The organism is Mesorhizobium sp. P3_A9, assembly GCF_056402975.1.
In genome coordinates this window covers 1-13,736 of record NZ_JBFUGJ010000152.1, presented here as the reverse complement: position 1 = coordinate 13,736, position 13,736 = coordinate 1, and the positions used below count along the sequence as shown (strand labels likewise).

General features: G+C 60.8%; 14 protein-coding genes. 4 read left to right on the top strand and 10 right to left on the bottom strand.

The window, feature by feature from the left end:
* Positions 1 to 89: 89 nt before the first annotated feature.
* The 4 genes from AC1DX0_RS20095 to AC1DX0_RS20080 form a co-directional block, all read right to left on the bottom strand.
* The gene (locus tag AC1DX0_RS20095) at positions 90 to 1,142 is read right to left on the bottom strand and encodes a serine hydrolase domain-containing protein (RefSeq protein ID WP_477356583.1); all 1,053 of its coding nucleotides are present in this window, start codon (positions 1,140 to 1,142) and stop codon (positions 90 to 92) included.
* Positions 1,143 to 1,176: 34 nt separating this feature from the next.
* Complete coding sequence (locus AC1DX0_RS20090) at positions 1,177 to 1,797, bottom strand: hypothetical protein (RefSeq protein ID WP_477219265.1); 621 nt, start codon at positions 1,795 to 1,797, stop codon at positions 1,177 to 1,179.
* A 72-nt stretch (positions 1,798 to 1,869) separates the two neighbouring features.
* Positions 1,870 to 3,405, bottom strand: a complete 1,536-nt coding sequence (ppx, locus tag AC1DX0_RS20085) for an exopolyphosphatase (protein WP_477219266.1) — start codon at positions 3,403 to 3,405, stop codon at positions 1,870 to 1,872.
* Positions 3,405 to 5,606, bottom strand: coding sequence for an RNA degradosome polyphosphate kinase (locus AC1DX0_RS20080; RefSeq protein WP_477219267.1), 2,202 nt, complete (start codon positions 5,604 to 5,606; stop codon positions 3,405 to 3,407). The genes ppx and AC1DX0_RS20080 overlap by 1 nt, the downstream gene beginning before the upstream one ends.
* Positions 5,607 to 5,834: 228 nt before the next feature.
* On the opposite strand from AC1DX0_RS20080, the gene AC1DX0_RS20075 reads away from it, so the two are divergent.
* The 4 genes from AC1DX0_RS20075 to AC1DX0_RS20060 all read left to right on the top strand — a co-directional run bounded on the left by AC1DX0_RS20075 (position 5,835) and on the right by AC1DX0_RS20060 (position 7,999).
* Entirely contained in the window at positions 5,835 to 6,080 is a 246-nt protein-coding gene (locus AC1DX0_RS20075) for a zinc-finger domain-containing protein (RefSeq protein ID WP_475451425.1), read from the top strand.
* 19 nt (positions 6,081 to 6,099) lie between these two features.
* The gene (locus AC1DX0_RS20070) at positions 6,100 to 7,332 is read left to right on the top strand and encodes an FAD-dependent monooxygenase (RefSeq protein WP_477219268.1); all 1,233 of its coding nucleotides are present in this window, start codon (positions 6,100 to 6,102) and stop codon (positions 7,330 to 7,332) included.
* 66 nt (positions 7,333 to 7,398) lie between these two features.
* Positions 7,399 to 7,698 (top strand): BrnT family toxin, encoded by a 300-nt coding sequence (locus AC1DX0_RS20065; protein ID WP_477219269.1) that lies wholly within the window; start codon positions 7,399 to 7,401, stop codon positions 7,696 to 7,698.
* Complete coding sequence (locus AC1DX0_RS20060) at positions 7,676 to 7,999, top strand: BrnA antitoxin family protein (protein ID WP_477219270.1); 324 nt, start codon at positions 7,676 to 7,678, stop codon at positions 7,997 to 7,999. Before AC1DX0_RS20065 ends, AC1DX0_RS20060 begins: the two co-directional genes overlap by 23 nt.
* A gap of 17 nt (positions 8,000 to 8,016) precedes the next feature.
* Here AC1DX0_RS20060 and AC1DX0_RS20055 read toward each other — a convergent pair whose 3' ends face one another.
* The 6 genes from AC1DX0_RS20055 to AC1DX0_RS20030 all read right to left on the bottom strand — a co-directional run.
* Positions 8,017 to 8,682, bottom strand: a complete 666-nt coding sequence (locus AC1DX0_RS20055) for a TIGR02117 family protein (protein WP_477219271.1) — start codon at positions 8,680 to 8,682, stop codon at positions 8,017 to 8,019.
* 116 nt (positions 8,683 to 8,798) lie between these two features.
* Positions 8,799 to 9,548 carry an amino acid ABC transporter ATP-binding protein gene (locus AC1DX0_RS20050; RefSeq protein ID WP_031240865.1) on the bottom strand — a complete coding sequence of 250 codons (750 nt, stop codon included), beginning with the start codon at positions 9,546 to 9,548 and terminating at the stop codon, positions 8,799 to 8,801.
* 139 nt (positions 9,549 to 9,687) lie between these two features.
* The gene (locus AC1DX0_RS20045) at positions 9,688 to 10,845 is read right to left on the bottom strand and encodes an amino acid ABC transporter permease (RefSeq protein WP_477219272.1); all 1,158 of its coding nucleotides are present in this window, start codon (positions 10,843 to 10,845) and stop codon (positions 9,688 to 9,690) included.
* 4 nt (positions 10,846 to 10,849) lie between these two features.
* Positions 10,850 to 12,037, bottom strand: coding sequence for an amino acid ABC transporter permease (locus tag AC1DX0_RS20040; protein ID WP_477219273.1), 1,188 nt, complete (start codon positions 12,035 to 12,037; stop codon positions 10,850 to 10,852).
* Between the two features lie 63 nt (positions 12,038 to 12,100).
* Positions 12,101 to 13,129 carry an amino acid ABC transporter substrate-binding protein gene (locus tag AC1DX0_RS20035; RefSeq protein WP_477356581.1) on the bottom strand — a complete coding sequence of 343 codons (1,029 nt, stop codon included), beginning with the start codon at positions 13,127 to 13,129 and terminating at the stop codon, positions 12,101 to 12,103.
* A gap of 386 nt (positions 13,130 to 13,515) precedes the next feature.
* A partial coding sequence (locus AC1DX0_RS20030) for a copper chaperone (protein WP_477356579.1) occupies positions 13,516 to 13,736 on the bottom strand: 221 nt, incomplete at its 5' end.

The following is a 13,736-nucleotide window of genomic DNA, read 5'->3' as shown; positions in this document are numbered from 1 at the left end:
TTGCTATATCAGGCGGTTTCCTGGCGCTGGCGATGGCTGGTGCCGGAGCCTGGTCGGCCGATGGACGCGGCAGCGAGACTTGATCTCGATTAAAGACGCAGGAAATTGGCCAGGATGATCTCGCGCCAGACGCGCGTCGGCGTCACCCAGGCATCCCAGGCATTGTACTTGCCGGCATAGATGACGGCCGCGATGTCCGCCTCGGGCATCAGCCAGAGCCGCTGGCCGCCATTGCCGAAGCCGGCATGCCACGGTTTGGGAGCATCGAAGGCTGGCGCGGGCGCGTCGCCGATGAACCACAGCCGACCATAGCCGAGGCCATCGGGCGTCGAAGTCGCCGATGTGAACGATGCCGCGATCCAGCTTTCCGAGACGATGCGCTGCCCGTTCCACTCGCCCTTGCGAAGAAGCAACTGACCGATCTTGAGCAGATCGCCAGCGGTCAGCCTGAGCCCCGAGGCTGCCGAGGCGATGCCATCGTTACCGGCCGACCAGTGGAACCGCCCGATGCCGAGCGGCGCGAACAGTGCTTCACGCGCGAAGTCCGGCAGCGATTTGCCGCTGCCTCTCTCGATGATCGCGCCAACGAGCGCCACGCTGCCACCGGAATAGATCCAGCGGCTCCCGGCTTCCGCGATGATCGGCCGTTCGAGGACGAAGCGATAGCGGTCGGGGGCGAGTTCCATCGCGATCTCGCTGTTCAGCGGATCGCTGTAGGGACGGTTCTCGTCCCATTCCATGCCGAGCGTCATCGTCAGTGCGTGGCCGATGGTGATCCTGGCGCGGGCCGGGTCGGCGGCGAGACCTGCATATTCGGGAAACTGCGCGACAAGCGGCGCTTCGGGCGGCGGCACCAATCCCTTGTCGAGCGCAATGCCGTAAAGCAGGCTGACAATACTCTTCGTCACCGAGCGCAGATCGTGCAGCGTGCCGGCGTCGAAAGCGACATGACCGAGGGGCCGCCCCCATTCCCCATCGRCGCCTTCCGCGTAGTGCTCCAGGAAGACTTGCCCGGCGCGGGCGGCGAGAACCACGTGCAGATCGCGCAGCAGACCGGATTCGATGCCGGCGACGAGCTTGCGATGGATCGTGGGATCGAAACCGAGGGATTTCGGCGATTCGCCGCTAGGGGACGGCGACATGGGTTTCCGTGTAACGGTCATCGACCCACTCACATCAGTCCGAGAAAACGAAGTTTGCCAACCGACTTACATTCACGGGCTGTGAGGCAAGGCCTCCGTAACCCAGACGGCCGACACCTATGTAGAGACATAGCTGTCTTTTTCGTACTGCTTCAGACACCCATTCGTATCCAAAATCGCTTTGCGCTTTGACGTAATTCCGAAGGTTGCCGTCTATCGCGACGTACACATAGCCATCTGATTGAATCAGCTCTCTTCTCTTCAGGTATGGCAACAGATCGACCCTGCCAAAGATGGGCCTGATCGACCCTCCGATGGTCTGCGCCTTATCAAACAGAGCTTGGTTGATACCTTGAGAACACGGCTGAAGTCGCGAGAACAAATCAGCCTTCGAGAGAGACTTCATGAGCTTGAATATGTCGGCGCTTGGCTTGAATACGAAGTAATTTATTTTCTCTCCGTGCTTGGGCGCCACGAGCATCCGGTGAAAATTAAACGGCATTCTTTCGCCATCGCCCTTTGGATAAGACCGATCGAACTTGAATGTCCCTTTGGACTCAAGGGACAAGGTGTAAAGCGTCTGCGCTCTTGCTGATCCGACGCCCAAAAAGCCGAGGGCTGAAAGCAACAACAGCAATATCTGGCTGCATTTCATGTATTTTCTCCGCCCCGCCGCCCCCAGTCGTCGCCCTCTTCCGATCCGCCCCAGGGAACACGGCTCCCGATGCTACTTCACCGACACGCTCGGCCCGCCCTCGACCGCCAGCACCAGCCTGCGGTTGGTGATCCGCGCCAATTGCGCCAAGCGGCCGGCCGGCCGCTCGCCGTAGAGGTCGGAGAGCGACGCCGGCAACACCAGCGCCAGCACGCCGTTGGCGCGCTGTTCCCATTTCAGCCTAGGCATGATGCCGGGCATCGAGGCCGTCAGCAGATAGACCACCCGCATCATCGCCGCCAGCACCCGGGCCCGCTCAAGGTAGCGTGGCGTAGCCAGCGCCTTGATTTCGGGTGCGATGGATTCGTTGAAGATGCCGTCGTGACGATAGGCGCTGGCCAAAGCCAGGAAGGCACGGCCGGGATGGTCGACGCCGTAGAAAGAGGCATGGGCAATAATGTTGAGCGACTGCCTGCCGCGATATTCGGGATGCGCACGCCAGCCGATATCGGCCAGCAATGCGGCTGCGTGGCGGTAGCGCGCCTCGTCCTCGGTCTCGTCGATGCCGAAGGCGGCAAAGGATTTGGCCGTCCAGTCGACCAGCTCGTGCGCATGGGTGACGGAGCGCGAGCGCAACCGGGCGAGCTCCTCGGACGCCGAAATCAACGGATCGGCCTTCTGCTCCGCCTCATCGAGCAGCGAATAGAGAAAGCCTTCTCGTACGCCGAGCGCCGAGACGATGATCTTCGACGGCTGCATCGCCGCCATGATCTCCTGCAACACGATGGCGCCATAGGGCAGCAGCGAGCGGCGGTTCTTCGAAACGCCTTCGATCCCCTTGACCTTCTCGATCTCGGCTTTGGCCACCTGCTTGAGAAAGTTCGCCGCACTGTCGGCTGACATCTCGTAATGGTGCATGACGCCGAGCGGGTAGTTGTTCATCTCCATGTGCAACCGGGCGAGGTTTCGCCAGGTGCCGCCGACGGCGTAAAAGGGCCGGCCCTGCCCGCCCTTCAACAGCTTGGCCCGCGCCAACTCGTCGCGCGCGATCTTCTGCGCCTGGGTGAGCGAATTCTTCGCCATGTCCTGCAGACGCAGGCCACCGAGCGGCAGCGTTATGCCGTCACCGATCGCCTCGCCATTGACGTCGACGAGTTCGAGGCTGCCGCCGCCCAGATCGCCGGCAATGCCATTGGCCGGATGGAAGCCCGAAATGACACCAAGCGCCGAATAATGGGCTTCCTGGCGCCCGCTGATGACGCGGATCTCGGTCTTCAGCACCTCTTCGGCGCGGTGAATGAAATCGGGGCCGTTGATCGCCTCGCGCGCGGCGGCGGTAGCCAAGACATACATATGCTCGGAGCCGGCCTGATCGGACAGCGCGCGAAAGCGGCGGAACTCTTCCATCGAGCGCGTCACCGCCTCGGGGTCGAGTTTGCCGGTCGAAACGATGCCGCGGCCAAGACCTGCCAGCATCTTTTCGTTGAACAGCATGGTCGGCGAGCGCGCCAGCCCTTCATAGACAACGAGGCGGATCGAATTCGACCCGATGTCGATGATGGACAGCGGTCGGCGGTCCTGCAGCCGGCCCTGGGAATCAGACAGCATCAGGTGGACGCTGCGGCGTTCTTCTTGCGGCGCTTGAACTGCGCAATGCGTTTGGGCGCATGCGACTTCAGCGCGTCACCCCGTCCCGACAGGCTCGGATTGGTCATGAAATATTCCTGCGCGTTGAACGGTTCCTCGCCCTCCTCCAGCACCACGCGCCGGGAGGTTCCATCTGCCAATACGTCGAAACTTTGCTGATTGTCCATGATGTTGCCCAGCATGATCTGGCCCAGGATCTGTTCATGCACAGTTGGATTGGTGATCGGCACCATGGTTTCGACGCGGCGATCGAGATTGCGCGGCATCAGGTCGGCCGAGGAGATGTAGACGATCGCTTCATCCGAGGGCAGGCCATGGCCGTTGCCGAAACAATAGATGCGGCTGTGTTCGAGGAACCGGCCGACGATCGACTTGACCCTGATGTTTTCCGACAGGCCCGGCACCTGCGGCCGCAGGCAGCAGATACCGCGCACGACGAGGTCGATTTCCACCCCGACGCGGCTGGCATCGTAAAGCGCGTCGATGATGATCGGGTCGACAAGCGCGTTCATCTTCATCCAGATGCGCGCCGGCTTTCCTTCCAGCGCATGGGCGACTTCGTCGGAAATGTGCTTCAGGATGCGGCTTCTCAGCGTGAATGGCGAGATCGCGATCCGCATTTCATCGGTCGGCTCGGCGTAGCCGGTGATGAAATTGAACAGCTGGGCGACATCGCGGGCGATCGTCGGATCGGTGGTGAAGAAGGACAGGTCAGTGTAGATACGCGCGGTGACCGGGTGGTAGTTGCCAGTGCCGAGATGCACGTAGTTGCGCAGCTTGCCATCCTCGCGCCGCACCACCAGCGACATTTTGGCGTGGGTCTTCAACTCGAGGAAGCCGAACACGACCTGCACGCCGGCGCGCTCGAGATCGCGCGCCCAGCGGATGTTGGCTTCTTCGTCGAACCGGGCCTTGAGCTCGACAAGCGCGGTCACCGACTTGCCGGCCTCTGCCGCGTCGACCAGCGCGCGCACGATCGGGCTGTCGTTGGAGGTGCGGTAAAGCGTCTGCTTGATCGCCACCACTTCGGGATCGGCCATCGCCTGGCGCAGGAACTGCACGACGACGTCGAAGGATTCATAGGGGTGGTGGACGACGATGTCCTTCTCGCGAATGGCGGCAAAACAGTCGCCGCCATGCTCACGGATGCGCTCGGGAAAGCGCGGATTGTAGGGCGTGAACTTCAGGTCATCGCGGGGGATGGAGACAATCTCGGAGATCTGGCTGAGCGCCAGCGGTCCGGTGAGCACGCTGATACGGCTCGATGAGACACCGAGCTCGCCAGCGACGAATTCGCGCAGTTCGCCAGGCATCAGCTTGTCGAATTCGATGCGGATCACCGAACCACGGCGGCGGCGTTTCAGCGCCGTCTCGAACAGGCGCACGAGATCTTCCGACTCCTCCTCGACCTCGATATCGCTGTCTCGAATGATGCGGAACGTGCCGGAACCCTTGACCTCGTAGCCCGGAAACAGCTTGCCGATATAGAGGCCGACCGCCTCTTCCAGCGGAATGAAGCGGACATGGTGCTTGCGATCGGGCAAACGGATGAAGCGCTTCAGCGCCACCGGCAGGCGCAAGAGCGCACTCATCTCCTCGCCATTCTTGCGGTGGCGCAGCTGCAACGCCATCGAGAAGCCGAGATTGGGAATGAACGGGAACGGATGCGCCGGGTCGATCGACAGCGGGGTGAGCACCGGAAACACCTGGTCCTGGAAATGGTCCTCCAGCCAGACCTTCTCGTCCTTGGTCAGAGCGTCGCGGGTGATGCTCTCGATGCCTTCCTTGTTGAGCAACACTGTGAGTGCCGAAAGGCTCTTCTGCTGGTCTTCCTGCAGCCGTTCAACCTCGCGCAGCAATTGTTCGAGCTGCTGCTCGGGCGTGCGGCCATCGGGGCTTTTCAGCGTGATTCCTTCGCGCACCTGGCCCGCAAGGCCAGCGACACGCACCATGAAGAACTCATCGAGATTGGCTGCCGAGATCGACAGGAAGCGCACACGCTCCAGCAGCGGATGATGGGTGTTCAGCGATTCTTCGAGCACGCGGCGATTGAACTGCAGCCAGGAAAACTCGCGGTTGACGAAGCGATCGGGGTTGCCGCCTTCCGAACTGGCCACCTCGACATTGACGAATTCGCTCTGCACCGGCTTCAGTTCGTTCATGTTCCTGCCCGTAACCGTTCCTTTTGCAGCGCCGCCAGATGGCGATGGACGCTCTAACATGCCGTTGTGACGCATGATCGGTCGCGGAATCGCTTTGCGTCCGCGCTCACGCGCTTAACCGGCTTAACTTATCCTCTGACAGGCTTTTGCGACAGTTTSATTTCATCGATCTTGCAAAGAGACYTGWTATGATCCAGATGCATGCGTGACTGCGTTAAGGAGACGACGATGGCAGGCGGTTCCATTCCCCATTTCCAGAACGATGCGGGCCATCCGGCGATCGACATCGGGGTCAAGGAATTCATGTGCACGGGCGCCAACCCGCCTTTCGACCATCCGCATGTGTTTCTCGACATGGGCGACGACAATGAGAAAGTCTGCCCCTATTGCTCGACGCTCTACCGCTATTCGCCGAAGCTGAAGGCGTCGGAAACGCTGCCGGCCGGCTGCCTCTACATCGACCAGGCCGCCTGATTCTTTCGCGACAGCCCTGATGGACGACACGCGCTCCCGGCAAGTCGTCATCGCCGGAGCCGGCGTCGCCGGGCTGACCGCAGCCATTGCCTTTGCCGAACGTGGCTACCCTGTGCAGGTTTTCGAACAGGCACAGCGCCTGGAAGCGGCAGGCGCCGGCATCCAGCTCTCTCCCAACGCGACACGGATCCTGCGCCAACTCGGCGTGCTCGACCGGCTTCTGCCGGCAGCGGTGCGGCCGGAGGCCGTGGTGCTGAAGGACGCAAGGACGCTGCGAGAACTCGCGCGGGTACCGTTGGGACAAGCCGGGGAAAGCCGCTGGGGCGCTCCCTATCTCGTCGCGCACCGGGCCGACCTGCAGAGCGCACTGATGGCGCGTGTTGCCGAGATGCCTGATATCCATCTCACAACCGGCGCACGCGTTGGCCAAATTGCCACTGGTCCCCATGGCGTCACGGCAAGTGTGGAGACCGGAGGCGACACCACCGAGACGCATGGCTTTCTGCTGGTCGGCGCCGATGGCGTGTGGTCATCGGTGCGCGGGCTCGCCGGTTCGAAAAGCGGGTTTGCGTCAAGCCATTTTTCCGGCGAACTGGCATGGCGCGCAACCGTGGCGACCGACAGCCCCGCCGGACAGGCCTTTGCCGCCATTGGCGCTGCCGACTGCGTCACCACTTTCCTCCATCCCGGCTTCCACATGGTCGCCTATCCCGTCCGCAAAGGCAGCGCCTTCAATCTTGCCGCCTTCACCAGGGGCGAGCGCATCGCGGAAGGCTGGTCGGGCCATGCCGACCCCGCCATCCTTGGGGGAGCCATGCGCGGTACCGTGCAGGCGTTGGGAAGACTTGTCGCATTGGCCGGCCCCTGGACGGCCTTTCCGATCCATACCGTTGAACAACCGCGGTGGGCGAGTCCGCAGGGCATCGCGCTGATCGGCGACGCAGCTCATGCGATGACGCCGTTCGCGGCACAGGGCGCGGCAATGGCTATCGAGGACGCGGCGATGCTTGCCAATCTCGTCGCCGACTTTCCAGGCGACCCGAAGCAGAGCCTCACCATCTGGGAGAACCTGCGGCGGCGGCGCGTCGAAAAGGTGCGCAAGCGCGGCGCGCTCAACCGGCTCGCGTGGCATGCGTGGGGTCCGGTAGCGATTGCACGAAACCTGGTGCTGGCGACACGGCCAGCAGAGAAACTCGGTGCGGACCTGGATTGGCTCTATGGCTGGGAGGAACAGAAGATTGTCAGGCGGTAGGTGCGTCGAGACCAGCCAACCTTGACGTACTGACTATTTGTAGTTACATTTTTGTGGTTACGTCACATGGAAGAATTGCGATTTGAATGGGATTCGGAAAAGGCTAGGTCAAATCTGCGCAAACATGGCGTGAGTTTCGAGACTGCCGTTCGCGTTTTCTCCGATCCCTTCGCACTGGTTGAACAGGACAGAGTCGACGACGGCGAATACCGCTGGCAGACGACGGGCGTGGTTGATGGCGCGTTTGTTTTGTTGGTAGCCCACGCCGATAGGGAAGAAGACGGCATAGAGGTGATCCGGATCATTTCAGCGCGGCGGGCCACGCCGGTAGAAAGAAAACGTTATGCGCAAAGTCGTTCGATATAAGTTTGATCCGACCAATCCGCCTCCGCTGACGGAAACCCAGAAGGCAGAAATTGCGGCTTTGAAGGCGCGTCCCGAAGACGATGTCGATACCAGTGATATCCCGGAATTGACGGAAGAGTTCTGGCAGAACGCTGTTCGAAATCCTTATTTCAAACCGATCAAGCAGCAGCTGACCCTTCGCCTCGATTCCGATCTTGTCGCCTGGTTCAAAAGACGCACGGCCGATGGTCGTGGCTATCAAAGTGCTATCAACAAGGCACTACGTGAGTATGTGACGAGACAGGATCGCAAAACTGGCTGAACGGGTAGACGCCTGGTTCAATTATACAGCCGCATCGACAGCCCCAGCGAAACCGGCAGCGGGTTCCACCAGCCGGTACGCAGGCCAGCGGTGCGCAGCGCGGCGGCGGTCCAGGTGTTGCAGCCGACAAGTGCGTTGAAATGGCCGTTGGCTTCGAAGAAGCCGTCGAATCTGGAATAAGCGGCATTCTGGATATGGATCGGGCCGCTCGGTCCCCGCTGAAAACTGGCCTGGATGAAATCAAGCAATGCCGCGAACTGGCCATCACCGATGTCGAAGCCTGCGACATCGGGATGCGGTTCGACAATATCGCCGGCGACATCGACATGCATGACCGACGCATCGAGGGTCAGCGCCTTCATCACTGGAACAGCCTTGAGCTCAGACCAGGTCGGCGTTTCCAGATAGAAGGCGCGGCCGCCCCAGCCGAAGACGATGTAGCGCACCTCCGGCGCGTCGGCCGGGATGCCGGCTTCGACCAGAAAATGAAAGCGCTGACGCACGGCATCTTCGACCGGAATGGCGATGTCGGTATGGATCGGGTTCCTCAGCACCAGGATATGACGCGTCGAAGACTTGTCGCCGGCTGTTTGCCAGAGCGGCCGCGGCACAAAAGTGCCGAGCGTCACGGCGAGCGCGACTGCGATCAGCAGCAGACCCAGAAAACGGCCGAGCTTTTTCATGAATGGCGGCCCCGCAAACGCATCCCGGCGCGACACGAACCGCCCGCCTCCTGCCCATCATACGCAAAAGAGCCCGGCACTGTTTCGGCCGGGCTCTCCCTTGGTTCACTGAAAGCCTAGTGCAGTATCTGCGACAGGAACAGTTTCGTGCGCTCGTGGCGCGGGTGGTCGAAGAATTCGGCCGGCGTGTTCTGCTCGACGATCTGGCCCTGATCCATGAAGATCACCCGGTTAGCGACCTTGCGGGCAAAGCCCATCTCGTGGGTGACGCACAGCATGGTCATGCCCTCTTCGGCCAGGCCGACCATGGTCTCMAGCACTTCCTTGATCATCTCCGGGTCGAGCGCCGAGGTCGGCTCGTCGAACAGCATGATGCGCGGGTTCATGCACAGCGAGCGGGCGATCGCCACGCGCTGCTGCTGACCGCCCGACAACTGGCCGGGATATTTGTTGGCCTGCTCGGGAATTTTCACGCGCTTGAGGAAATGCATGGCGATTTCCTCGGCCTGCTTCTTCGGCGTCTTGCGCACCCAGATCGGCGCCAGCGTGCAGTTCTCCAGGATGGTCAGATGCGGGAACAGGTTGAAATGCTGGAACACCATGCCGACCTCGCGGCGCACCTCGTCGATCTTCTTCAGATCGTTGGTCAGTTCCTTGCCGTCGACGATGATCTTGCCCTTCTGGTGCTCCTCCAGCCGGTTGATGCAGCGGATCATCGTCGATTTGCCGGAGCCGGACGGCCCGCAGATGACGATGCGTTCGCCGCGCATCACTTTCAGATTAATGTCCTTCAGCACATGGAACTCGCCATACCATTTGTGCATGGCGATGATGTCGATGGCGACATCGGTGGTCGAGATGTGCATCTTGGCGGCGTTGACCTTGATCTCTTCCGCGCTGACGGCATTTTCGGTGGCCATGACAGGGTCCCCTTGTTTTCTTATCTTTGGTTATGATGCATGTCGTTATCACAAAAAACCGCAACACACTTTTGGGCGACATGCATCAGCGTTTGTGGCCGGTGTCGAGCCGGCGTTCGGTGTACATTGAATAGCGCGACATGCCGAAGCAGAACAGCCAGAAGACGAAGGCGGCAAAGATCAGACCGGACTTGGCCGTCTGCGCCGTCGCCCAATTGGCGTCGGAGAAGTTCTGCTTGACGATGCCAAGGAGGTCGAACATCGAGATGATGGTGACCAGGCTGGTGTCCTTGAACATGCCGATAAAGGTGTTGACGATGCCTGGGATGACCAGCTTCAGCGCCTGCGGCATGACGATGAAATACATCTTCTGCCAATAGCCGAGACCGAGCGAATCGGCGCCTTCATACTGCCCCTTGGGAATCGCCTGCAGGCCGCCGCGCACCACTTCGGCCATATAGGCGGCCGCAAACAGCGACACGCCGATGAGCGCGCGCAGGTACTTGTCGAAGGTGACGCCCGGCGGCAGGAACAGCGGCAGCATGACGCTGGCCATGAACAGAACGGTGATCAGCGGAATGCCGCGCACGGCTTCGATGAAAATGACGCACAGCATCTTGACGATCGGCATTTTGGAGCGCCGGCCAAGCGCCAGTACGATGCCAAGTGGCAACGACACGACGATGGCCACGAAAGACAGCGACAGCGTCACCAGCAGGCCGCCCCACCGTGCGGTTTCGACAGGTTCCAGACCGAACACGCCGCCCACCAGCAGGAAGAACGCCACAACAGGTAAACCGACGATCAGAAGCAGGGCGTTGAGGCCCTTGCGCGGCACGCTCGGTATCAGCATCGGCACCATGAGCACGACGAGCAATATGCCAACCAGAATCGGCCTCCAGCGCTCCTCGATCGGATAGGTTCCGAACATGAACTGGCCGAACTTGGCGTTCACAAAGGCCCAGCAGGCGCCAGACCAGCCGTCCGGCTGAATTCCGCCCTGCGTTACCGTGGCGCATACGGTCCGGTTCGGTCCTGTCCAGACAGCGTTGATGAAGGCCCAGTTGATGATCTGCGGGAGGATCATCACCACCAGCGCGAGACCGATTATGGTCATAATGGTATCGCCTACCGAGGCGATAAGGTTCCTTCGCACCCACGCGCTGAGGCCCGTGACACCGGCAGGCGCCGGTTGCGCCAGCATCATTTCGGTGCGTACCCAGGACATATCATGTTCTTGCATGTCCTTACCTCTCCACCAGAGCCATTTTGGCATTGAACCAGTTCATCAGCAGCGAGGTCAGAATGCTGATGGCCAGATAGATCACCATCATGATGACCACGCATTCCACAGCCTGGCCGGTCTGGTTGAGCACTGTTCCGGCCGTCGCCGTCAGGTCGGGATAGCCGATGGCGATGGCGAGCGAGGAATTCTTGGTCAGGTTGAGATACTGGCTGGCCAGTGGCGGAATGACGATGCGCATGGCCTGCGGTACCACCACCAACCGCAACGCCTGGCCGGAACGCAGGCCAAGCGCCGCCGAGGCCTCGCTCTGGCCCTTGGCAACGCCCCGAATGCCGGCGCGCACTATCTCGGAAATGAAGGCGGCGGTATAAAACGACAGCGCCAGATAGAGCGACAGAAACTCCGGCTTGACGACGAAACCGCCACTCAGGTTGAAGGTGGACTGCTTGGGAAAATCGAAGGTCAGCGGAAAGCCGCTTAGCACGTAGGCGAGCAGCGGCAGYCCGACAATCARCGCSAGCGAYGTCCAGAACACCGGGAATTGCTGGCCGGTCGCCATCTGCCGCTGRTGCGCCTTGCGGGCGACGAACCACGCCATGGCGATGCCGACAAGCAGACCCACCAGGATCAGCCAGGAGCCATCTCCCCAGATAGCGCGCGGAAAATAGAAGCCGCGCTGGTTAAGGAAGGATCCGAAAGGCAGATGATAGCTGTCGCGCGGCGCCGGCAACACGGCCAGCACGCCGGAATACCAGAAGAAGATGACCAGCAGCGGCGGGATGTTGCGGAACACCTCGACATAGACGGTGCAGATCTTCTGGATCAGCCAGTTTTTCGACAGCCGGCCGATGCCGACGATAAAGCCGATGATGGTGGCCGTGATGATGCCGACAAAGGCGACGATCAACGTGTTGATCAAGCCGACAAGAATCGCGCGGAAATAGGTTGAGTCCGACGTATAGGCGATGGGCGTGTCAGAGATGTCGAAACCGGCGCGGCCCCTCAGAAAGCCGAAGCCGGAAGCAATGTGGAGATTTGCGAGGTTCACGATGGTGTTGTGGACAATCCACCAGACACCCGACACCAGCAAGGCAACGACCAGGCATTGATAGAAAATGCTGCGGACTTTGGGGTCGTTTATAAGAGAAGCGCGACTTGGCGCCTCGCGAAGAACTTCCTGCGATGCCATTCGACCATCCCCTGGAAAGAGAAACCGGGAGGCAGACGATCTGCCACCCGGATCACATTTCGGTCAGCGGATCGGCGGAGCGTATTGCAGGCCGCCCTTGGTCCACAGCGCATTGATGCCGCGGGCGATCTTGAGCGGGCTACCCGAGCCGACATTGCGGTCGAACAGTTCTCCATAGTTGCCGACGGACTTGACGATGTTGACCACCCAGTCGTTGGAGACGCCGAGATCGGTACCGATCTTGGTGTCGGCTTCCTGGCCGAGCACACGCTTGATCTCCGGGCTGGGGGAGTTCTTCATTTCATCGACATTGGCCTTGGTGATGCCGAGTTCTTCCGCCTGCAACAGCGCGAAATAGGTCCACTTGACGATGTGGTACCACTGATCGTCGCCYTGGCGCACKGCCGGKCCGAGCGGCTCCTTGGAGATGATCTCGGGCAGCACGACRTGATCGGCCGGTGMCSCCAGYGTCAGGCGGATGCCRTAGAGGCCCGACTGGTCGGTGGTGTAGACGTCGCAGCGGCCGGCGTCATARGCGGCGTTGACCTCTTCSAGCTTTTCGAAGACGACCGGATTGTACTCCATCTTGTTCGCCTTGAAGTAGTCGGCGAGATTGAGCTCGGTGGTGGTGCCGCTCTGCACGCAAACGGCGGCGCCGGAAAGCTGGAGCGCCGAATTGACGCCCGGCAGCTTCTTGGCGTTGATCATGAAGCCCTGACCGTCATAGTAGGTGACGCCGACAAAGTTCAGGCCGAGTGCGGTGTCGCGGTTGATGGTCCAGGTGGTGTTGCGCGACAGGATGTCGACCTCGCCGGACTGCAACGCGGTGAAGCGTTCCTTGGCGCTGAGCGGCGTAAACTTGACCTTGGTGCCGTCACCGAAGACAGCGGCGGCCACGGCGCGACAGAAATCCGCGTCGATGCCCTGCCACTCACCCTTGTCGTCCGGCGCCGAGAAGCCGGCCAGACCGGTCGAGACGCCGCATTGGATGAAGCCCTTCGCCTTGACGGTATCGAGCGTCGTAGCCGACGCGGTCGACGCCATCAGTCCAAGCGTAGCGGCGCCAAGAATGCCGATAGCAATATGTTTCATGACCCACAGACCCTTTTCTCTGTTTTTCAGGCAAACCCTGATCTTTTTTCCCGTGTGAACGCAGCTCCCATTCCAGCCCATTCCCGGAATCCCGCATCGTAACCGACGCGCCGCCTCCCATTCACGAAGAGCATCGAAGGCGATAATTCTCGTGAGGTCAAGGGAAATGACCGAATCCGAACGTGTTTGAAAATCGATTGCCGGAAATGCCCGAATTGCAGACAAACGCGCCCGCGATTTAGTCACGGCGCGAATAAAGTCGGCAAAGCGCATTCAACGCAAATGCGGGCCAGCGGCGAAATCCATCCCTGGCACCAACCTGGCATGACTGATCTGGGATGCGGGATGAATTGGCTCGTCCGAAGACTGTTGTCAGACACGCGCCGTCAAAGCGCGCGCGAGATGAGCCACGCGCCTGCCGCCACCATCAACACGCCGGAAATGCGCGGGATCCACTGCCCGGCCGTGACTGTCTTTTCCAGGAGAACGAGGATGGCGATGCCGGCGATCCACAGGATGTTCATGACTCCGCCGACGAACAGCAGAGCCATCAGCGCCCAGCAGCAGCCCAGACAATAGAGGCCGTGATCAACGCCCAGCCGAAGCG

Bases quoted from the DNA above. Each gene is read 5' to 3' on its own strand.
- AC1DX0_RS20090 (WP_477219265.1), bottom strand. From the start codon at position 1,797: ATGAAATGCAGCCAGATATTGCTGTTGTTGCTTTCAGCCCTCGGCTTT.
- ppx (WP_477219266.1), bottom strand. From the start codon at position 3,405: ATGCTGTCTGATTCCCAGGGCCGGCTGCAGGACCGCCGACCGCTGTCC.
- AC1DX0_RS20080 (WP_477219267.1), bottom strand. From the start codon at position 5,606: ATGAACGAACTGAAGCCGGTGCAGAGCGAATTCGTCAATGTCGAGGTG.
- AC1DX0_RS20075 (WP_475451425.1), top strand. From the start codon at position 5,835: ATGGCAGGCGGTTCCATTCCCCATTTCCAGAACGATGCGGGCCATCCG.
- AC1DX0_RS20070 (WP_477219268.1), top strand. From the start codon at position 6,100: ATGGACGACACGCGCTCCCGGCAAGTCGTCATCGCCGGAGCCGGCGTC.
- AC1DX0_RS20065 (WP_477219269.1), top strand. From the start codon at position 7,399: ATGGAAGAATTGCGATTTGAATGGGATTCGGAAAAGGCTAGGTCAAAT.
- AC1DX0_RS20060 (WP_477219270.1), top strand. From the start codon at position 7,676: ATGCGCAAAGTCGTTCGATATAAGTTTGATCCGACCAATCCGCCTCCG.
- AC1DX0_RS20055 (WP_477219271.1), bottom strand. From the start codon at position 8,682: ATGAAAAAGCTCGGCCGTTTTCTGGGTCTGCTGCTGATCGCAGTCGCG.
- AC1DX0_RS20045 (WP_477219272.1), bottom strand. From the start codon at position 10,845: ATGCAAGAACATGATATGTCCTGGGTACGCACCGAAATGATGCTGGCG.